General features: G+C 43.2%; 19 protein-coding genes and 1 tRNA gene. 10 read left to right on the forward strand and 10 right to left on the reverse strand.

Annotated elements, in window-relative coordinates; translation table 11 throughout:
* Positions 1-262 precede the first annotated feature (262 nt).
* Positions 263-1144 (forward strand): hypothetical protein, encoded by an 882-nt coding sequence (locus tag ACFFAP_RS21835; RefSeq protein WP_375513182.1) that lies wholly within the window; start codon positions 263-265, stop codon positions 1142-1144.
* Between the two features lie 123 nt (positions 1145-1267).
* Positions 1268-2440: a sulfate ABC transporter substrate-binding protein gene (locus ACFFAP_RS21840; protein WP_375513183.1), complete on the forward strand. Its 1173-nt coding sequence runs from the start codon at positions 1268-1270 to the stop codon at positions 2438-2440.
* A gap of 8 nt (positions 2441-2448) precedes the next feature.
* Here the strand turns inward: ACFFAP_RS21840 and ACFFAP_RS21845 are convergent, their stop codons facing one another.
* From ACFFAP_RS21845 to ACFFAP_RS21855, 3 genes are all read right to left on the reverse strand, one after another.
* Positions 2449-3852, reverse strand: a complete 1404-nt coding sequence (locus ACFFAP_RS21845) for a lysophospholipid acyltransferase family protein (RefSeq protein ID WP_375513184.1) — start codon at positions 3850-3852, stop codon at positions 2449-2451.
* Positions 3853-3985: 133 nt separating this feature from the next.
* Complete coding sequence (locus ACFFAP_RS21850) at positions 3986-4432, reverse strand: DUF2127 domain-containing protein (RefSeq protein ID WP_375513185.1); 447 nt, start codon at positions 4430-4432, stop codon at positions 3986-3988.
* Positions 4433-4866: 434 nt separating this feature from the next.
* Positions 4867-4939, reverse strand: a tRNA-Ala gene (locus ACFFAP_RS21855).
* Between the two features lie 72 nt (positions 4940-5011).
* On the opposite strand from ACFFAP_RS21855, the gene ACFFAP_RS21860 reads away from it, so the two are divergent.
* A complete protein-coding gene (locus tag ACFFAP_RS21860; protein WP_375513186.1) occupies positions 5012-5929 on the forward strand; it encodes a rhodanese-related sulfurtransferase in 918 nt (305 codons plus the stop codon).
* A 675-nt stretch (positions 5930-6604) separates the two neighbouring features.
* Here the strand turns inward: ACFFAP_RS21860 and ACFFAP_RS21865 are convergent.
* Positions 6605-8137 carry a SagB/ThcOx family dehydrogenase gene (locus ACFFAP_RS21865; RefSeq protein WP_375513198.1) on the reverse strand — a complete coding sequence of 511 codons (1533 nt, stop codon included), beginning with the start codon at positions 8135-8137 and terminating at the stop codon, positions 6605-6607.
* A 240-nt stretch (positions 8138-8377) separates the two neighbouring features.
* Complete coding sequence (locus ACFFAP_RS21870; protein WP_375513199.1) at positions 8378-9226, reverse strand: M28 family peptidase; 849 nt, start codon at positions 9224-9226, stop codon at positions 8378-8380.
* A 318-nt stretch (positions 9227-9544) separates the two neighbouring features.
* On the opposite strand from ACFFAP_RS21870, the gene dnaK reads away from it, so the two are divergent.
* Positions 9545-11623 carry a molecular chaperone DnaK gene (gene dnaK, locus ACFFAP_RS21875; protein WP_375513187.1) on the forward strand — a complete coding sequence of 693 codons (2079 nt, stop codon included), beginning with the start codon at positions 9545-9547 and terminating at the stop codon, positions 11621-11623.
* A 303-nt stretch (positions 11624-11926) separates the two neighbouring features.
* A complete protein-coding gene (locus ACFFAP_RS21880; RefSeq protein WP_375513188.1) occupies positions 11927-12925 on the forward strand; it encodes a DnaJ C-terminal domain-containing protein in 999 nt (332 codons plus the stop codon).
* A gap of 153 nt (positions 12926-13078) precedes the next feature.
* Here ACFFAP_RS21880 and ACFFAP_RS21885 read toward each other — a convergent pair whose 3' ends face one another.
* Positions 13079-13201 carry a type II toxin-antitoxin system RelE/ParE family toxin gene (locus ACFFAP_RS21885; RefSeq protein WP_375513189.1) on the reverse strand — a complete coding sequence of 41 codons (123 nt, stop codon included), beginning with the start codon at positions 13199-13201 and terminating at the stop codon, positions 13079-13081.
* A 173-nt stretch (positions 13202-13374) separates the two neighbouring features.
* Positions 13375-13602: a hypothetical protein gene (locus tag ACFFAP_RS21890; RefSeq protein ID WP_375513190.1), complete on the reverse strand. Its 228-nt coding sequence runs from the start codon at positions 13600-13602 to the stop codon at positions 13375-13377.
* A 278-nt stretch (positions 13603-13880) separates the two neighbouring features.
* On the opposite strand from ACFFAP_RS21890, the gene ACFFAP_RS21895 reads away from it, so the two are divergent.
* The 4 genes from ACFFAP_RS21895 (at position 13881) to ACFFAP_RS21910 (ending at position 15755) form a co-directional block, all read left to right on the forward strand.
* A complete protein-coding gene (locus ACFFAP_RS21895; RefSeq protein WP_375513200.1) occupies positions 13881-14405 on the forward strand; it encodes a J domain-containing protein in 525 nt (174 codons plus the stop codon).
* A 41-nt stretch (positions 14406-14446) separates the two neighbouring features.
* On the forward strand, positions 14447-14719 hold the full coding sequence (locus ACFFAP_RS21900) for a DUF3143 domain-containing protein (protein ID WP_375513191.1): 273 nt from the start codon (positions 14447-14449) through the stop codon (positions 14717-14719).
* 458 nt (positions 14720-15177) lie between these two features.
* The gene (locus ACFFAP_RS21905) at positions 15178-15450 is read left to right on the forward strand and encodes a type II toxin-antitoxin system ParD family antitoxin (protein ID WP_375513192.1); all 273 of its coding nucleotides are present in this window, start codon (positions 15178-15180) and stop codon (positions 15448-15450) included.
* Entirely contained in the window at positions 15447-15755 is a 309-nt protein-coding gene (locus ACFFAP_RS21910; RefSeq protein ID WP_375513193.1) for a type II toxin-antitoxin system RelE/ParE family toxin, read from the forward strand. The genes ACFFAP_RS21905 and ACFFAP_RS21910 overlap by 4 nt, the downstream gene beginning before the upstream one ends.
* A 1-nt stretch (position 15756) precedes the next feature.
* Here the strand turns inward: ACFFAP_RS21910 and ACFFAP_RS21915 are convergent, their stop codons facing one another.
* From ACFFAP_RS21915 to lysA, 3 genes are all read right to left on the reverse strand, one after another.
* Positions 15757-16506 (reverse strand): isoprenyl transferase, encoded by a 750-nt coding sequence (locus tag ACFFAP_RS21915; protein ID WP_375513194.1) that lies wholly within the window; start codon positions 16504-16506, stop codon positions 15757-15759.
* A complete protein-coding gene (cdaA, locus tag ACFFAP_RS21920; RefSeq protein ID WP_375513195.1) occupies positions 16503-17426 on the reverse strand; it encodes a diadenylate cyclase CdaA in 924 nt (307 codons plus the stop codon). Before cdaA ends, ACFFAP_RS21915 begins: the two co-directional genes overlap by 4 nt.
* A gap of 243 nt (positions 17427-17669) precedes the next feature.
* On the reverse strand, positions 17670-19067 hold the full coding sequence (lysA, locus tag ACFFAP_RS21925) for a diaminopimelate decarboxylase (RefSeq protein ID WP_375513196.1): 1398 nt from the start codon (positions 19065-19067) through the stop codon (positions 17670-17672).
* A 92-nt stretch (positions 19068-19159) separates the two neighbouring features.
* Here lysA and rimI point away from each other — a divergent pair, with 92 nt between their 5' ends.
* Positions 19160-19711 (forward strand): ribosomal protein S18-alanine N-acetyltransferase, encoded by a 552-nt coding sequence (rimI, locus tag ACFFAP_RS21930; protein WP_375513197.1) that lies wholly within the window; start codon positions 19160-19162, stop codon positions 19709-19711.
* Positions 19712-19799: the final 88 nt, after the last annotated feature.

Below are 19799 nucleotides of genomic sequence, written 5' to 3' on the forward strand. Positions count from 1 at the left end.
CCTAACCCCCAGCCCCTTCCCTACAAGGGAAGGGGAGTAAGATTCAAAGCCTCTCCCCTTCAACAAGGGAAAGAGAGTAAGATTCAAAGCCTCTCTCCCCTTCAACAAGGGAAAGAGAGTAAGATTCAAAGCCTCTCTCCTTTTAGGAGAGAGGAATGGAAGTGAGGTCAGAGTGTATTTGCATACAAACGAGAAACGCTATATAACTCGGTGCGTTACGCTTCGCGGTAACACACCCTACATTGTTTCCCCCATATCCCGTATGACCCAAACCCCCAACCCTAACCAGGAAACCAATATTTTAGGTAAATTCACCAGTGTACTGGGCTTGCTGGGTGCGGCGCTTTTCTTTGCAGGCTGGATTTATCGTTGGTCATATTTCTACTTTTTTCAGCTAGAACTCAATAGCCTTGACTTACCTGCACAGTCTTTTCTCATAGTTCCCCTGCAAATATTTTTCGGAGATGGCTGGACAATCTGCAAAACAGCGATCACTTTTTTTATAGCTGCGATCGCAATTCAAGCAACGTTATGGTTAATTAAAATTATCAGTGATACGGTAGTCTCTGTAAGCCAATTACTACTGAGTCGCATCATCTCTGCTACTCAACGCAAAAGCTCATGGACAGCGAAACAGCTTAAATCTCTGGCTGAATTTAGTTCTGGGCAATTGCGCTCAGTGGAATTTCTGCGATCGCTAGTCAATGAGATAGTAATAGTATCCTGGGTATTAATTGTGATATTTTGGTTAGCTCGTTGGCAAGGCATTGCAGATGCCCGACGAGACGCTGGTCAAAACTCCACTTTACCTGTTGTAGCCTTAATTACACCGGAAGAAAAGTTTGCTGTGGGGCGCAAACTTGATGATATCTTTGCCGATCCATCTTTGAAAGGCTACCGCATTATTGGCGATCGTGGTTTATTCGATGACTTGCGAGGCAGGGAAGATAATGATATCAGCAATCCACAACAGCCGCGAGTCTGGCGCTTACTCTTAGAACGTGGCGGCTGGATTTATTTGTTTCGCGCATTGCCCCCTCAGGCAAAACTTGATGAGCTTCCGTCAGTGTTGGCTATTCAAGAAAGTGATAAAGGACATATCATCATTCGCAGTCCAGAAGTTTCTAAAACTACTTCTCCTTGATATCTTGAATAACTTGTTTAAATTTAGGTTAATAAAAAGTTATTTATTTTTAACCACTGTTTTATAATGCCCCTTAACTACAGCTTCTTGCTCAAGTTATCGCAGATTCAGGGGAAAAATTTGATGAACCAGGGGCAACGTACTTCTAAATCAAGGAGATATTTGACTGAATTAGTTCAGACTTATATTGTAAAAGCTTTACACACTGCCAAACAGTGGCGCGTACAACTAATCCGATGGTTGTACAAGTATTCTGCGTGGAGTGTTGCGTCTCTATTCTTGGTCGGACTTAGCTTGAGTATCGTGATGGCTGCCTGCTCTCCACGTAATGTCAATAATACTGGTAATGCTGGCGTAGCTTCCCAGAGTGATGTAACCTTAACCTTTGTTTCTTACTCGGTTACTAATGCAGCATACCAGCAGATAATTCCCAAATTTATCGAACAGTGGAAGAAAGAACATAACCAAAACGTCACTTTCAATCAAAGCTATGATGGCTCAGGTTCCCAAACTCTTGCCGTGATTGACGGTAAGGAAGCTGATGTGGTACATCTGTCACTTGCTCTTGACATTAATAAACTTGTTGAGGCAGGTTTTATTCAATCGGGATGGGAAAAAGAAGCGCCTAATGATGCAATTGTTACCAAATCTCTAGAGGCGATCGCTATTCGTGAAGGTAATCCCAAAAATATCAAAACTTGGGCAGATTTGGCACGAGATGGCGTAAATGTGATGATGCCTGACCCCAGATCCTCTGGCGGCGCTCGCTGGAATTTCCTTAGTCTGTGGGGTTCTGTGACAAAAGCCGGTGGAAATGAAAATCAAGCAATAGACTTTATCTCCAAAGTCTATAATAATGCACCTTTGTTGCCCAAAACTGCTCGCAATGCCAGCGAACTGTTCTTTAAAGATGGTCAAGGTGATGTTCTGCTCAACTATGAAAATGAGATGATTTTATCGGCACAAAATGGTGAAAAATTCCCCTTTGTTGTGCCTGATGTAAATATCTCTATCGACAATCCTGTTGCTATTGTAGATAAAAATGTCGATAAACACCGAACTCGCCCGATTGCAGAAGCGTTTATCCAATTTCTTTACACCCCAGACTCCCAACGAGAGTTTAGCAAACTGGGATTTCGTCCCGTTGACTTGACGATCGCCAAAGAAACAGCAGCCAATTTTCCCAAAATTAAAACTATCTTCAAAGCTGAAGATTTAGGAGGCTGGGAGGAGATTCAGAAGAAATTCTTTGATGAAGGTGCAATCTTTGACAAAATTCGAGCTAAAAAGTCTTAGAATTTTCATTATTTAATCATCTTCTCTAAAGCGATTTGCAAATCTTTTGTCAAATCGCTGACACCTTGTCTAGCCGCCAAGCGATCGCCTTGACAATTTTCCCAGCGTTCAGTAACTGAAATTGGCTCCCCTACGGTAATTTGTGTCTCTCGCAAACCTAAGCGAGGTCGCCCCGGAAGTGTTGTATGCTGAATTCTAGAAAGCATATCGAATACAAGCAAAGCTGTTTCTGCAAACCGTTCCGCCGTCGGTTGTTCTTGAATATAAGTAGCTGTAACTGCAACAAAACTTTCTGCTATCCGCATGTGCCGCATTCGCAAGTCTGCTTCTTGAGCAATCCAGTCTGCCAAACCACGTTTAAAGGGTGGTAAAGCATTGATATCTGGCAAATCTTCCCGATAAATGTAATTCCAGCCAGCCTCTTCTAAGCGGCGACAGCGATCAATGGAATTTCCCTGCGCTTGAATTCCAAAATATTCCTCGCTAACTTGTAAAGCCTTATCCAGTAGGCGATGAAGTCGAGCAATCAACACCTGATTAGGACTAGCAGATTCATCAGTTGAGATGGTTGGGATATCTTGATGATAGAAGCGACGATAAAATTCTTCCATCTCGGTAATCAGATATTCAGCCAACCTCCAGAGGCGTTGATAGTAAATCTCTTCACCTTTACCCTGCTCAATTTCTATTGCTGGTAAGCCACTATCAGCTTCTAACTTACTCAATAGCCAATCCAGTTTAGACCAAGGTGGCTCAACGTAGCGATATTGGATAGCGATCGGTACAATGATCACAGTCTCAGTCCGATTAGCTTTTTGCAAGTCTTCTACACACCAGAACCCCATTTGAGCAACACCAGGTTCTAAGGGGCTAACAATACCACTATGACCATTAGTACCGCCTTCTGGTGCGACTGCGATCGGTAGTTTGCCATTAGCAAACAACTCCCGTGCAGTTTGAATAGCTTGGCGATCTAGTCGCCTACCGCGATGAACCGGCACACCTCCTATCCGTGAAAACAACCAACCTAGCCACTTTCCAGCCCAAACCGTCATACCCCGGTCATAGAGAAAATAGCTGTGAACAAGGGATTGCAGTGTAATACCTTTCTGACGAGCAACCTGTGGCACAATGCGGGAAAGCAAATATAGCATACACAGAGGATCTTCCACCTCTGGATGGCGAAATGCCAGTAAAAAGCGAATTTTTCCAGCCTGAAATTGTTGATAAAGTTCAGCTAATACCTCAACATTCTTGGCTTCAACACGGACAATACCAGCCGTTAGCCAAGGACGAGTGCGGAACCGTAGTGCGATCGGCAGTAACCACCGAACAATCTGGAGTACCAGTGGGTTCAACCGTTGGGGAATAAATTTGAGTGGTGGTTGAGTAGACTGAATCGATCTAGGCAAGTCGCTCTCCAGATTGTATTTCTAGCGATTGTACAACGTCAGGTCTTGGTTTTGCGTAAACCCGTAGCCGCAAGGCGATAAACATCGCTCAGTTTTACCTCTCCAACCATAGACCCTAAGTATCGAATAAAAATTAGTTTTGATGTTTAGGAAAATTTCGGAATAAATAGCCAAACACTGCTAAATTTAACAAAAAAACCAATATTTTTATAGAAGATATTCCCCGAATTAATTCATAAATCTCTGGTGGAATACTGATACCCACAAGTCCCAACACCAAGACATGTGCCCAACGCTTTTCGTACCATAAACCAATGGCTTCAATACTAGTAACAATAGCATAGACTCCTGTTCCAATACCGCTAAATGCCAAAGTTCGGGGATTTAAATTGAGAACTTTCTTTAAAAGCCAATCAATAATTATCGATTTACCTTCTAAAACATAATTTTCTGAAAACACCTCTAAAGCTTGATAATTTTTTAATGTCAATAAGAAAGCGATCGAAGTAACCATAAGCAGCAAGGCGGTAAATGATTTGTAGAGAACAATTGCCACTAAACCCAATGGACGCTTTTTCAAACAACCTCCTAAGTAGATATAGCAATCCGATTTGATTTTTGAACTTTTTTACATGGTGCGCGTTCGCGTTGGCAAAGCCTCTCTGCAAAGAGAAGCGTCTCGCACAGAAGCGCAGCGCAAGTGCTATAGGCAGGGAGTTGGCTTGCCGTGACTTGTCCTGAGCTTGTCCTGAGCTTGTCCTGAGCGTAGTCGAAGGGCGTAGTCGTAAAGCCTGCGGCATAGCTACGCTTAGGGCGCAGCCTCTCCAAGAGTTGGGCGTAGTCGAAGTAGCATAGCCGAACGGGAGTACGGAGTTGGGAATCAGCCTTTTCCAGTTGAGGGCAAGTTTTTTCAGGGCAATTAAATGTAATACCAACTTCCCTCTCCCCTAACTTCTTGCCTACCAAGGCTAGCAAAAACCGCAGGCATCGGAAATTAAGATAAATTATATCCAATGGAGATTAGCGGACTCGAACCGCTGACATCCTGCTTGCAAAGCAGGCGCTCTACCAACTGAGCTAAACCCCCATAAAATTAAAATAGTAGGTAAGTTTGGTTATCAAAGTTAATTGTAAATAATATTGTTCCATTACCAAAGGGATGAAGCCAGAAAATATCCAAGTTGTTGCAGCACTGTATAAATTTGTCAAGCTGCCAGATTTTGCCGAGAAACGAGATCCTCTGCTGTCTTACTGCCAAGCGCAAGGTGTGAAGGGGACAATTTTGTTGGCACAAGAAGGCATTAACGGTACAATAGCCGGTTCGCGTCAGGCGATTAATTCTGTTCTTTGGTTTCTGCGTACAGACCCTCGTTTAGCAGACTTAGAATATAAAGAGTCCCATACCGAAACCCCGCCCTTTGAGCGCATGAAGGTGCGGTTGAAGCCAGAAATTGTTACTTTGGGATTGCCTGAAATTGACCCAAATGAACAAGTTGGCACTTATGTCAGTCCTCAGGAATGGAATGATTTGATTTGTAATCCAGAAGTAACCGTGATTGACACCCGAAATGATTATGAGGTGAATATCGGTACTTTCCAAGGAGCAGAAAATCCGCAAACTGGCTCATTCCGGGAATTCCCCGATTATGTGCTACGCCACCTCGACCCAACTAAAAACAAAAAAGTTGCTCTGTTTTGTACAGGCGGCATTCGCTGTGAAAAAGCCTCATCCTTCATGCTTGCCCAAGGTTTTGCAGAAGTCTATCATCTCAAGGGCGGCATTCTCAAGTATTTAGAGGAAGTCCCAGCACAGGAAAGTTTATGGAACGGGGAATGTTTTGTCTTTGACGATCGCGTAGCTGTCAGTCATGGGTTAGAGGAAGGAAGTTATGAGCTATGCTTCTGTTGTGGATATCCGATTTCTGAGTCAGATAAGGTATCTCCAAAGTATGAACAAGGTATCTCCTGTCCCTATTGTTTTGATAGCCTCACCGAGGATAAAAGAGCGCGTCAGCAGGAAAAATGGCGGCACTACCAAACCCAAGTTGTTAATTCTAAAAATCGGGATGTGGGTTAATCACAAAAGCAAGTTTTAAATGCGATCATTCATGGTTCTTCAGTCAAGGATAATTCTGAATTTAACGTTCTGCATAAACTAGGCTAATAAGAGCGATTGGTGTTTCACAAAGGTTAGCAGCTAGTTGAGCTAGTTCATCAAAAATTTCTTCGGGTAGCGTATCTAGAATTTGATAATGATTAAGTACTTATAGGCGTCGGCTTTCATTTTCTGGAAATAGCATTAGTGGTTGTGTGAAAAAAATATTTTGTGATACCAGATTTAATTTGCTAAAATCTTAAAATATAATTAAACGTTTGTCAAATGTGCAATTCTTGTGATGTTGTCTTAAATTTGAACCCATCCAACTATTTTAAAAATACCTACTTCTTTTCGTAAAATGTGTTTTAAAACCTTGATTTTTCGTTTTCAGTTTTCAATAAATTTAAGCTTTTTAGCACAGATATTATTAATGGGATAGGTTCTTGCAACTTCAATGTTGAACAGCTTATAATTTATGGATAAAAAACCTTGATAGCAACATCTACAAGTGAATTTTTCTGATTGTTTATTTCTTGGTGAGTCCAATTTGTTTGCACTGCTATATCTCTATTCAATAACAAAATATCACTTGTACACAGACGCAAAGAACACAGAAAGAAACTCTCTGCATTCTGTGCGCCTCCAAGATTATTTTTATCTTGGGCGTCCCAATGTAGTGATATATAGAACAGCTTCATCAGCAGGGATACCCAAAACTTCATTTACTTGGTCATCAAAGAAACCACCAATACCACTAACGCCTACATTCAGATGTATAGCGGCTAAATTCAAGCGTTGTCCTAAATGACCGGCATCCAGATGTAAGTAACGGTAAACGCGATCGCCATATTGGGCGATCGCAGCTTTCAAATCGGCTGTATGGAAAAGCACTGCTGCTGCATCCCGCCCTAATTCTTGCCCCAAACAGAGAAAATGTAACTCTCGCCGAAAGTTTTTAAACCGAATTTGGCGTAATTCTTGGGCTTTGGGTGCGTAATAATAACAACCTGCCTCCAATCCTTTAACTCCGGAAACAGCAATAAATGTTTCTATTAAATTCAAATCAAAGTAGTCTGGAGAAATATCTAAACTTTGGTCGATGTAATTTTGCGGTTGGTAAGCAAAATCGAGTAAACTTTTCAACTCATCAAGGCTTAAATCATCACCATTATAAGCGCGGGTAGAGCGTCGCTTATACATAGTAGTTTCCAATTCTGACAGCTTTTGTCCCCAGTCTATAGGCGCAGTGTTGGTGGGAATTTTCAAACAGAAAGGAAAGTTATATTTATCCTCCAAAGATTTTTCTTGTTTGATAGTTGGTAGATTAAGATTGCCAGTTACACCTGATTGGATCTGGGTGTGTCGATGGAAATATGTCAGCAATTCACCATCGGGAATTTCGGGATAACTGGTTTCGGTTGCGGAAGGTAAAGCAGTACATCCCAATGGTAAATTTTGATTGACATCTAACAAATCTGCCAGAGGTAAGACAGCGATCGCACCTTCTTGTTGCGGATCGATATAAAGCAGATCGTTTACCGATTCATCCACAAAACCGCCAATTAAGTGGGGACGATAGTCGGTAATCGCACCAGCTAACTCGATATTACCCAACAGGTGTCCCGTATCTAGAAAAATCCTCCGATAAGCCCGATCTTCATATCGCCACGCAGAACGATAGAATACCGCAGTCACAATAATTGCTAGTTGGGTATTTTCTAGAGAAGAATGCCAGAAACAAGCCGATTGGAGATTTTGCCAAACATGACTTTCCCAATAATGCATGAGAGAATGAGTCCGACACTGGTAGTTATACAGACCAGGTGGCAATAACGCCGTGCCACGAGAAACCACATACACCTCAGCCGGGTATAATCCGCCTGCACTGGGAGCAGCACGTAAATACACCGCGCTACCCATAGAAGGCATTCTCGCCGTCAATCCATAGCTGCGAAACAGCAGCCGTGAAAGTCTTTGCCACCATTGAGCATCTGGGTTATTAGCAAATCCCTCTGTTTTTTCTTGGATATAGGGTTTGAGATCAAAAGTAGAGCCAATTTTGTACTCTTTGAAAGGCACTGGCTGTTTAGCCCAGTCTAACTGATGATTTTTGGAGGCGAGAGTATCAGGGTTGTATTTAGTCCGTTCGTGGTAATGCTGGGCAATTGATTGGTGTAATTCTGGCATAGTACTTTTAATATCCTTGGGGCATCCTTTTTTTGATCTTGGCATTCATTAGCCTCATTGTTTCGTGTCAATTCGTACAATCCTCATAGTCTACAAAGTGGTGATTGGTAATAACTGTATTGGGGAATGGGAAATGGAAAATGGGCATCTGGGCAAAAAGAATGTAGAGAAGTAGCAGTGCTACCTCTCTACAAGGGTTCCGGATAATTCCTAATTAATTTCTGGACATGTCTAATATTTTCACAACCGCCGAATTGCAATTTCCAACCCTTCACATACACCGCTAAGAAAATCTAAATCCAAAGTAGCGATCGCATCACTAGGTTTGTGATAATGGGGATTTCGCAAGAATGCCGTATCTGTCACCATCATTGCCGGATAACCCAAATCCCAAAAAGGTGCATGATCGCTAAGTCTAGTTTGGGGAACTATTAAACCTCGATTCGGCACGGGTAGCCATTGACTAGGTACGCCAGCCTTGCGAATATTACGGCTCATCCCAATTAAATCAGGCAACGTTCGCAAATTACCAATTAAAGCAATAAAATCGCCTCTGTCTGGGTAGAAGCGTTCCAGAGGAGGGGGGTAACTTTGGGAACCAGGCGTAGAATCGGTATAGCCCAGCATTTCTAGGGAAATCATTAAGCGTAGCTGTTGCTTTTGTTCGTGCAACAGGGCTGCATAATCAGCACTACCCAGTAAGCCGTATTCTTCCATATCGAAAGCAACTAGCCTTAAGGGATATCTTATAGCTTGGGCAGCAAACTTTCTGGCTAATTCCAGCAATACCACCACACCGGTGGCATTATCATCAGCCGCAGGTGTTCCCGGAACGCCATCATAATGAGCGCCAATTAAAATAGGTGGCAAATCCTTTTTTTGTCGTCTCCCTTGAGAGGGTAAATTTAATATCAAGTTATTACAAGCTTTACCCCTGACTTCAAAGGTGTGGATTTCCACACTCCCCCATTGGGAAAATTCCTGGCGGATGTATTCTTGGACAAAAAAATGTCCAGCCGTTGCCATGTAAGGATCGCGTTCTCGCGCAATCTCAGTTAGGGAAGTTTGTAATCGCTCTGTTAAATTCAAATGGTTAAATATAGTGGCAATATTAAGATTTTCAAGCACTCAAAGAAGCAAAGCAAGTATTATTAAGGTGCATTTACAAACTTGCAGATACAGTACATAGAAGTAGCTGGATAACAAGAATTGAGGCTGCTTGGACATACCAATCATCGTCAATGCTATCCTAGTCTTGCAACTATCTCCTCTAGCTGCACTTCTTAGCTTATTGCCTTAATGATGACTATTATACCATTGAGGTGTTTTCATCCAATAGCACAAAGCTAGAGGTAGTTCCGCCCAATCATAATAAATATATAAGACACTTTAGGAGAAGAGTAACGCATGGGCAAGGTAGTCGGCATCGACTTGGGTACAACCAACTCAGTAGTCGCCGTTATGGAGGGTGGCAAGCCGGTGGTGATTGCCAATGCAGAAGGAATGCGAACAACCCCCTCCGTAGTTGGCTTCAGCAAAGAAGGCGAAAGGGTGGTTGGGCAAATGGCACGGCGGCAAACCGTCCTCAATCCACAAAATACCTTTTTCGCAGTTAAACGCTTCATTGGGCGCAAGTATGCCGAACTTAGTCCAGATTCCAAGCGTGTACCCTACACCATCCGCAAGGATGAAGTAGGCAATATTAAAGTTGCCTGTCCCCGTCTCAATAAGGATTTCGCCCCAGAAGAAATTTCGGCAATGGTGCTGAAGAAATTGGCAGACGATGCTAGTCGCTATTTGGGTGAACCGGTAACAGGGGCAGTGATTACAGTACCCGCTTATTTTAATGATTCTCAACGGCAAGCAACCCGCGATGCTGGTAGAATTGCTGGTTTAGAGGTGCTGCGGATTCTCAACGAACCAACTGCTGCATCTTTGGCTTATGGATTAGATCGAGGTGACACGGAAACTATCTTAGTATTTGACTTGGGTGGTGGTACTTTTGACGTGTCGATTTTAGAAGTAGGCGATGGAATATTTGAAGTCAAGGCTACCAGTGGAGATACGCAACTTGGTGGTAACGACTTTGACAAAGTAATAGTAGATTGGCTAGCAGAGCAATTTCTGGAAGCCGAAGGGGTAGATTTAAGACGCGAGAGACAATCTTTACAACGCCTGATGGAGGCTGCGGAAAAAGCCAAAATTGAGCTTTCTGCTGTCAGCGTCACCGAAATTAACTTACCTTTTATTGCTGCCGATCAGGAAGGCCCCAAACATTTGGAAACTCGTCTAACACGTTCTCAATTTGAAGGCTTGTGTGGTGATTTGGTGGGGCGATTGCGGACACCAGTGAAACGCGCCCTCAAAGATGCCGGACTCTCATCCAGAGACATTGAAGAAGTGGTGTTAGTTGGCGGTTCTACACGGATGCCAATGGTGAAGCAGCTAGTACGGGACTTAATTGGCATAGAACCTAACGAAAACGTCAACCCTGATGAAGTAGTGGGAGTGGGTGCAGCAATTCAAGCAGGAATTCTCGCGGGCGAACTTAAAGATGTGCTGCTTTTGGATGTTACACCCCTTTCTATGGGATTGGAAACCATCGGCGGCGTAATGAAAAAACTCATTCCCCGCAATACCACTATCCCAGTCCGTCGTTCTGACATTTTTTCCACGTCTGAAAATAACCAAAACACTGTGGAGATTCACGTAGTTCAGGGCGAACGGGAAATGGCAGCAAACAATAAGTCTTTAGGACGGTTCAAGCTGTATGGCATCCCGCCAGCGCCACGAGGAATTCCCCAAGTTCAGGTGTCATTTGATATTGATGCTAACGGTATTTTACAGGTAACAGCCCTAGATAGAACCACTGGGCGAGAGCAGAGTATCACCATTCAAGGCGCTTCCACCTTGAATGAGTCAGAAGTGAATCGAATGATTCAAGACGCTCAAAAATACGCTGATGTCGATCGCGAACGTAAAGAACGGGTAGAAAAGCGGACTCGTTCTGAGGCGTTGATTTTCCAAGCAGAACGACAGCTTAGAGAAGTAGCACTCGAATTTGGTATGCAGTTTGCCCGCAACCGCCGCCAAAGAATTGATAATATTTGCCGAGACTTAAAAGAGAGTCTTAAGGAAAATAGCGATCGCGGTATTGACCAAGCCTATGCCGATTTGCAAGATGCTCTCTATGAGCTAAATCGGGAAGTCAGGGAAACTTATGCTGAAGATGAAGATGACGACTTGTTTGGTACAATCCGTGACATCTTTACTGGTGATAAAGATAAAGAACGCGAATTTCCCAGAGATACATATCGGGAACGCGACTCATACAGTAAAGACTATGGCAGAGATTACGGTAAAGACTATGGCAGAGATTATAGTCGAGACAGTCGTTCTTCCTCCTATGAAAGCCGTCCGCCACGCAAATCCCGTCCCAGCTACCAAGATAACTGGGATGATGAAGAAGACAATGATTGGTTGTAAGTAGAAGGCAGGAGGTCGCCGAGCGCAGTCGAGGTGAGGCAGAAGGTAAAAGCTGCTCAAAAAGCTGATTTCACTGGTTGGCATTTTATGTTTAATTATGTCTACCTAATTAGTACTTCTGATAAGAGTTAAGAGTAGATGTTAAAAATTAAATCTTTCAACTCCAAACTCCTGTACAGACGTGATTAATCGCGTCTCTACTCCTAACTAATCCAAAATCGTTCGATCGTTCCTGAGCGAAGTCGAAGGACTGAGCGAAGTCGAAGTCCAAAATCTAAAATCTAAAATTTAAATAACTGAACTATGCAAAATTTGCCTAATTTTCGAGATTACTACGAGATTTTGGGAGTATCTAAAGACGCCTCTGGTGAGGAAATTAAAAAAGTTTATCGGCGTTTAGCAAGGCAATATCACCCCGATCTCAATCCGGGTAACAAAGAATCTGAGGAAAAATTTAAGGATATCGGCGAGGCTTATGAAGTCCTTTCAGACTCAGCCAAGCGATCGCAATACGACCAGTTTAGCCGCTACTGGAAGCAAAAAGGCTTTGCGGGCAACGCTAAGACGCCAAAGGCTAAAACTTGGCAGAGTGGTGCTAGCGATCGCAACAGTAATCAGGACGTAGATCCAAGCCAATTCTCCGATTTTGAAAGCTTTATTAATCAAGTTATCGGCGTCAAAAATAAAAATGCGGCAAGTAAGCCCAATAATAATGGCAATACTAGCGATCCGTTTCGTTCCCCCAGAACAAAAGTTGCCTACACAGTTAACACCCCACCTCGCACTACCCGTCGAGATATAGAAGCCAGATTAACACTCCCACTAGAAAAAGCTTACAATGGTGGTAATGAACGCATTCGTTTGGAAGATGGGCGATCGCTAGAAGTTAATATGCCTCCAGGTATGGTAACAGGTCAAACCATCCGTTTGCGGAACCAAGGCGTTGGTGGTGGCGATTTATACTTAAAAATTACCGTTAATCCTCATCCATTATTTAAGCTAGATGGTTTAAATATCCTCTGCCAAGTACCTGTTACTCCCAGCGAGGCAGTTTTAGGAGGACAGGTAGAAGCACCAACTCTCGATGGCCCTGTAAAAATGACTATCCCTCAAGGAGTTAGGTCTGGTCAAAAATTCCGGCTAGGGAATAAAGGCTACCCCAGCGATGACGGTAAACGTGGCGATCAATTAGTGGAAATTCAAATAGTCACACCGAAAACTATTAGTCAAGAAGAACGGGAACTGTACGAAAAGTTACGGGAAATAGAAACTTTTAAACCCCGTGTTGATTTACTAAGTTAGGGATAAGATAGCATATCCAGCTATTGACCAAAATAATTCCTAATTAATGGTACAAGTCCCTTAATTTATGAATGGAGAAAAAATGTAATCAATATTTCAAGCCCTCTGATTTATTCGTGGGAATTTAACTATGAATTACGAATTATTTTGACCTCAGCCTTCATTTTTAAAAATAGTTTCTATATCTTGTGAGCCGTGCAATATACGTGCAATTTCTATGCCTTCGTCTATTGGGCGATAAAAAATTAAATAATTTTTTAGCGAAAAGCTTTGCAAAAAAGGTGCTAATTCCGGCCGTTATCTGCCAATTTGGGGAAATTTAGTCAGTTTTGGAAAACTTTCTTGCAGAGGATCAAAAAGTCTATTAGCAGCTTTTAAATTATTTGGCGCTAGATATATCCAGATATTTTCAATATCTGGCGCTGCTTGAGTAGAAATCCGAAATCAACTCATAGAGAATCGCTGTCAGCCAATTTTTCCTGCCCTCGTGCTTTAATCTTTGCAAAAAAAGCCGAAACTGACTCGTCATTATATTCAGTATACTGGCCGCTCTCAAGTTGCTTAATACCAATGTCGATCTGACTGCGTAACGCTTCTAGCTTGAATTTGTGGAGTTCTTTCTCAAGGCGAACCAGTTCATCTATCATCTGCTGAAACGCTTGCGCTTCATGTACCACAACCTCCGCTTTCTTGTTTATAGTTAGTACAAGCGGGGACAATATGGCCTTAATCCGCTCTAGGTAGTCCTTGGCATTGCGCTTGAAGTCGGTGAGAGTTTGAATATTTTCGAGATTAATTTTGATATGCAGGCATTTAATTCAATGCTTTATAAAATATTTTATCAAATACTTGACCTGCTCTGTGTTGTTCCGTCTTCCCCAATCACAAAGGACTTAGAATATAAAAAATATCTTTGAGCAAGGTGACTCAAACAGCTGTGAATGACAACGGGGCAATGCCACAAAGCAGTAAACCAACTTATTACTCCCTGCTAGGACTGCATCCCTCGGCATCGGTAATCGACATTCGTCGTGCTTATAGGCAACTGAGCAAACGCTATCATCCTGATACTACAGACTTGCCTACTGCGATCGCCACTTCCAAATTTCAGCAAATCAACGAAGCCTACGCCACCCTTAGCCATCCAGAACGGCGCTTGGGCTACGATTTAAAAATTGGCTATTCTCGCTTTGCGGTGATTCAACCACCTCTTGACTTGAACCTTCCCGTCTCGCGTTCTCATGACTGGTCAAAATCAGCTTACCTCGATCCTAGCGATCGCCCCCTCTCATCTGGCGAAATTTTTGCTTTATTTATGCTGGTGTTAACATTTGTAGGTTGTCTGCTACTAGCAATTGCCATTGGCTTAACTCGTGGTGAGGCTGCTTTCCAAACACATTTGCTACAGCCAACTCCATCTATACAACAGCAGATTACCCATGTATCGCAACTAATTACCCCTATAGTAATTAAAAACTAAAAAATTTCCTAATCCTCCAAAATCTAAAATCCAAAATTCCTATGCTTCTTCTTCCCTCTGATACCCCCTTATATAATCATCCCCTGCCACAAATTGAACAGTGGCTAAAAGATCAAGGCTGTCAACAAGACGACACACAGAGGCATTGCTGGCATGTACAGCGCCCTAGTTGGCAAGCTGAACTATGGCTCGATGTTGAGCAAATCGTAGTGCGATATGTCCAATCTGGGGAAAATGGGCAAGATATCCAACGTTCATTCAAGTATTCTCTTAGTCGGGATGATGTAGAACAAGCGGTGTTTTCTGGGCCATAAAGGAAGTGCTAAGTACAGTTCACCGTAAATTTAGACCAACTTAAACGTTTTTGAAAGTAAAAAATTTTGATGCTAAATACCCTATAAAAAATAGATTATTTAAACTCTGGCAGGTTACCCGGTCGTTGCAATAGCCAAAAAGTCACTAGAAGCTCTACCCCAGGTCAGTTACTCCACCAAGGCAGTTAACCGCGCCGATACCCGCTAAGTTTGCCATGATCGCTAGGAAAATTAGGGGCGGGTATGATCTAAGAATGAGTATAAATACTATCTCTTTAGTTTTGCACCACGAACTAGACTAAAGTTGATAGCGATCGCTACCATTGTCGAAAGATGCAATTGCGGTTGAAAAGGGAGGAGGGCGATCCCACTATGGCTGCTGAATGCAATAGCTGACAAAAGCACCCACCAAAAGCGATCGCTTACAATTAAAGTTACTCCTACTTTGACAAAAATCCATGCAAATCATTTTGCCACCTGAAGTAGAAGCCCTAGTTCAACGTCAACTCTCTAGCGGTAAATATCAGAACGCGATCGCAGTTATTCTTGCAGGCATAAAACTCCTGGAACAGCAAGAAGACATCTATCAAGCACGACTGCAAGATTTGCAACAAGAAGCGCGTATTGGGTGGGAAGCGTCGGGGCGGGGCGAAGTTGTTGATGGCTCGGCTGCAATGGCTCAAATTCGTGCCAATATGCGATCGCGCTACGGTGTTTCAGACCAAGCATGACCGCACAATTTCGCCTTACCAAACCCGCAATTCAAGACATTGAGCAGATAGCTGATTACATTGCTAGACAATCTGGCTTGGCTCAGTCTGAGGATTTTCTGAGTAAGCTGGACGCGAAATTTGCCCAAATTGCTCAGTTCCCTGGTCTCGGACGACTACGTGATGAAATTTTACCCGGTATCCGTAGCCTCTCAATAGACAATTACCTGATCCTCTACATGCCCATAGGGCAAGATGTGGAGATTTTTCGTGTTGTTAGTGGCTATCGAGATATAAAAGCCCTATTCCATGACTCTGATTCTTGATTTACACTTTCCCAAATCGCCGTTCGCGTTGTTGGTAGGCACACAAGGCGCGGTGAAACTCAGCTCGGTCAAAATCGGGCCAGAGAGCATCGGTGATGTAAATTTCTCCATAAGCCATTTGCCAGAGAAGGAAATTTGAGAGGCGCATTTCTCCACTCGTGCGAATTAACAAATCTGGGTCAGTAATTCCGGCTGTGTACAAGTGGCTCTCAAATACCTGTTCATTAATTTCATTGGGTTGTAGCAGACCTTGCTGGACTTGTTTTGCGATCGCCTGACAAGCTTGTAAAATCTCCTGACGTCCGCCATAATTAGTTGCTACTGAAAACTGGATACCACCATTATCCTTGGTTGCTTCCATTGAACGAGATATTTCTTGTTGCAGCGATCGGGGCAGGTCTTGCAAATTCCCCACAAACTTAATTTGAACATTCTCTTCGACCATTTCCCGCAGTTCTTGGCGCAAAACTCTTTGAAACAAAGTCATCAAAAAATCCACTTCTTCCTGCGGTCTTTTCCAATTCTCGGTTGAAAAAGCATAAGCCGTCAGTGCCTGAATTCCCCAATCCTGACAACAGCGAAGTAAATCTTTGAGAGCATCTACTCCTCGCTTATGACCCATAATTCGAGGTAGACCCTGACGTTTAGCCCATCGACCATTGCCATCCATAATCACCGCAACGTGCTGCGGCAATAGTTCTCGTTTTAAGTCAGTAGGCAAATCTTGCAGTTTAGTTTGTTGTGCTGTCATTTTTTATCTCGAGAAGCGGTCGATGGTAATCTGAGTAAACGTGAAACCAGTGCTAGTGTCTTCCCACCTATCTGACGAACAAAACTCAACAGACCAGGAGCTACAGCTTCCCTATCCACGATTGGGGACAAAAGAGCCTCTAATGACTCTTTCAGCTTCCTAATCGTCAGGGGTCTATTTAGGGTTCCCCGTTCCGCTAAGGAAATAGAACCCGTTTCTTCAGATACAACGACACAAATGCAATTTTCGACCCGCTCAGTAATTCCCATTGCCGCCCGGTGGCGTGTTCCCAACTGGCGCGAGGCTGTGCGTCCCGAAAGTGGTAAAATTATACCCGATGAGATGATCCGTGAGCCACGAATCAATGTAGCCCCATCGTGTAACAAAGTTTTTGGCTGAAAAATTGTCTGGATCAGTTCTTTAGAAACCTCCGCATTTAGCTTTACTCCTGGCACAGAAAAATCTCGCTCATCAATTGGCCCTGTGGTTTCCACAATTAGTAAAGCTCCAATGCGGTTTTTTGACAATTCTTTAACAGCCTCAACAATTTCATCAATTACACTATCAGATTTGGGGATTGCCAGCCGATCGGGTTGAAACAGCTGGCGGAATTCGCCACGCCCCAATTGTTCCAAAAACCGCCGAAACTCTGACTGTAAAGCAACTGCCATTGCTACAGCACAACCAATCACCAACTTTTCCAGTACAAAATTTAGCAGAGGTAGTCCTAATTTGCCACTTAGTGCGGAGGCTAGCATTAAGATAATGAATCCCCTCACCATCCACAGTGTTCGGCGCTCACTAATAATAACTAGTATCATGTACGTCAGCGCCAGCACTAACACAATATCCAGAGTCCCAAGTAGCAAGGACTGTGACCATCCTAGGTTTATCAGCCATTGCTTCCACCAATCTCTCATGACATCTGGATTACACTTTTGCCTCTAATTACATTTAGTCATTAGTCATCAGTCATTGCTCATTAGTTCCTGGCTAATGAACGCCACTTGCTTTAACGGGGGAACCCCCCTTCGGGTTCACCAGTCGCCTACGGCGGTAAACCCGCCTACAGCGCTGGATTCACCGCAACGCAGTGGCTCCTAATGACCAAGAGAGAAGTCTGAGCGGAGGCTTCCTCCGAACAGAACTTCGGGGACAAATGACTATTTCTTTAGCCTTTCTGGTAGGCGATCTTGTCGAATTAAGTCTTGATAAGTTTCACGTTGCAAAATTAAATTTGCTTCGCCATTCGCCACCACAACTGCTGCCGATCGGGGCAAGCGGTTGTAGTTAGATGCCATACTGTAATTGTACGCACCAGTTCCCATAACTACGAGAATATCTCCTGGTTCAGTCTTTGGAAGTAGTGCATTCTTAATCAGAATATCTCCTGATTCACAATGTTTACCAGCAATTGTGACTGTTTGGGTTAAAGGTGAAGACATTTTATTGGCAACTACTGCCCGATAAACTGATTGGTAAGTAATCGGGCGGGGATTATCAGACATTCCTCCATCGATCGCTACGTAGGTACGAATTTCTGGGATAACTTTGGATGAACCAATAGTATAGGCAGTGACGCAAGCTGTGGCAATTAGCGATCGCCCTGGTTCACTCAATAATTTTGGCAAAGGCAGATTTTCGGCTGCACAAGCTTCTTGGATTACTTCACAAATCGCCTTCACCCACTCTTCAATACTAGGGGGATCGTCTGATTCTATGTATTTAATCCCCAAACCGCCACCAACATTTAACTCTGTAATATTTAAACCATACTTCCCGGCATCCCGCAGCCACTGCACCATAACGGCCGCCAAATCTTGATGGGGTTGGCGCTCAAAAATTTGGGAACCAATATGAGCGTGTACTCCTATGCAATTAAGGGCAGGTTGTTGACTAACAAAGGTAAAAACTTCATCTAAATCATTGGGATCAAAGCCGAATTTGCTATCTAAGTGTCCCGTGCGAATATATTCGTGGGTGTGACACTCAATACCGGGAGTTAACCGTAACATGATGCGGATTGCTTGACCAGGTTGGGCGATTTCCACAAGGGTACGCAACTCATACCAGTTATCCGCAACAATGGTGACACCAGACTTGGTCGCTAAAATTAATTCTTCACGAGATTTATTATTTCCGTGAAGGTAAATTTTATTGGGACTAACACCCGCTTGCAAGGCGGTGTAAAGTTCGCCCCCAGAAACTACATCGATTCCTAAACCAATAGACGCGGCGATCGCACAAACTGCTAAACAATTCCAAGCTTTTGAGGCGTACAATACTTGAGATTCGCCCTTGTAGTATTGCTTGAAAGCATCTCGGTATTGCTGACAAGCCAAACGCAGGGTTTCTTCATCTAAAATATATAAAGGTGAACCAAACTGCTCAACTAGGGTTGTGACATCACACCCACCAATTTCCAGGAGGTCATGATTATGAACTCTGGCAGTCAAGGGTAAAAGTTCCTGATTAGGCGATGGATTTGCCTTGGTGTCGTGCCTTTGAGGTAAATATTCACTTCCAGAATGTTGAACCCCAGTGGGGTGAGTCGATACCATAACTATAAAAATTTTCCTTGTTCAAATTACGGGCTTTGAGTTCGTCTCCAGATTCCCAGTGTACAAAGGGTTTGTAACGTTATTCAATAAATGTGATCTCATTAGACTTAGAAATTAAATTACTGACATTAGAAAATCTCAGTGCTATTCTGGAACTCGATCAAGCTTGTTTTGGCGGACTTTGGACAATGGAAGGCTACAAACGAGAATTGGATAGTCCCAACAGCGATATACTCGGTTTATTTTCTCCCTCGTCTAGCACAAGTTTGCTAGGAATGGGTTGCTTTTGGTCAATTTTAGATGAAGCCCACATTACAATTTTGGCGGTTCATCCTCAATATCACCGTCAAGGAATGGGTGCGACTTTATTATATTCACTCATTAAGACAGCTTGCGATCGCAAAATGGAGCGAGCTACCCTCGAAGTCCGAGCTTCCAACTTGGCGGCAATATCTTTATATCAAAAATTTGGCTTTCAAACAGCTGGGCGGCGGCGGCATTACTACCAAGATAACGATGAGGATGCCTTAATCCTTTGGCTTCCAGATTTACAACACCCCAAATTTAAAGCAACTTTAGACCAATGGTATTCCATTGTCAGCGATCGCCTCGAAAAATCCTCTTGGCACTTGCTTTTTAACTAATTCGTAATTAATTACGAATTATACCTTTTCCTAATCGTACAAGGTAGATCGTAGCCCCCTCTCGAAGAGCGGGGAGGGGGTTGGGGGT

The organism is uncultured Nostoc sp. (assembly GCF_964245575.1).
Taxonomy (GTDB): domain Bacteria; phylum Cyanobacteriota; class Cyanobacteriia; order Cyanobacteriales; family Nostocaceae; genus Nostoc.

What these genes read in the sequence shown, in the direction of transcription:
- lysA (WP_375513196.1), bottom strand. Translation starts at nt 19,067, where the DNA reads ATGGTATCGACTCACCCCACTGGGGTTCAACATTCTGGAAGTGAATAT.
- ACFFAP_RS21860 (WP_375513186.1), top strand. Translation starts at nt 5,012, where the DNA reads ATGAAGCCAGAAAATATCCAAGTTGTTGCAGCACTGTATAAATTTGTC.
- ACFFAP_RS21910 (WP_375513193.1), top strand. Translation starts at nt 15,447, where the DNA reads ATGACCGCACAATTTCGCCTTACCAAACCCGCAATTCAAGACATTGAG.
- ACFFAP_RS21865 (WP_375513198.1), bottom strand. Translation starts at nt 8,137, where the DNA reads ATGCCAGAATTACACCAATCAATTGCCCAGCATTACCACGAACGGACT.
- ACFFAP_RS21900 (WP_375513191.1), top strand. Translation starts at nt 14,447, where the DNA reads ATGCTTCTTCTTCCCTCTGATACCCCCTTATATAATCATCCCCTGCCA.
- ACFFAP_RS21915 (WP_375513194.1), bottom strand. Translation starts at nt 16,506, where the DNA reads ATGACAGCACAACAAACTAAACTGCAAGATTTGCCTACTGACTTAAAA.
- ACFFAP_RS21840 (WP_375513183.1), top strand. Translation starts at nt 1,268, where the DNA reads ATGAACCAGGGGCAACGTACTTCTAAATCAAGGAGATATTTGACTGAA.
- ACFFAP_RS21895 (WP_375513200.1), top strand. Translation starts at nt 13,881, where the DNA reads ATGCCACAAAGCAGTAAACCAACTTATTACTCCCTGCTAGGACTGCAT.
- ACFFAP_RS21880 (WP_375513188.1), top strand. Translation starts at nt 11,927, where the DNA reads ATGCAAAATTTGCCTAATTTTCGAGATTACTACGAGATTTTGGGAGTA.
- ACFFAP_RS21905 (WP_375513192.1), top strand. Translation starts at nt 15,178, where the DNA reads ATGCAAATCATTTTGCCACCTGAAGTAGAAGCCCTAGTTCAACGTCAA.
- dnaK (WP_375513187.1), top strand. Translation starts at nt 9,545, where the DNA reads ATGGGCAAGGTAGTCGGCATCGACTTGGGTACAACCAACTCAGTAGTC.
- ACFFAP_RS21835 (WP_375513182.1), top strand. Translation starts at nt 263, where the DNA reads ATGACCCAAACCCCCAACCCTAACCAGGAAACCAATATTTTAGGTAAA.
- cdaA (WP_375513195.1), bottom strand. Translation starts at nt 17,426, where the DNA reads ATGAGAGATTGGTGGAAGCAATGGCTGATAAACCTAGGATGGTCACAG.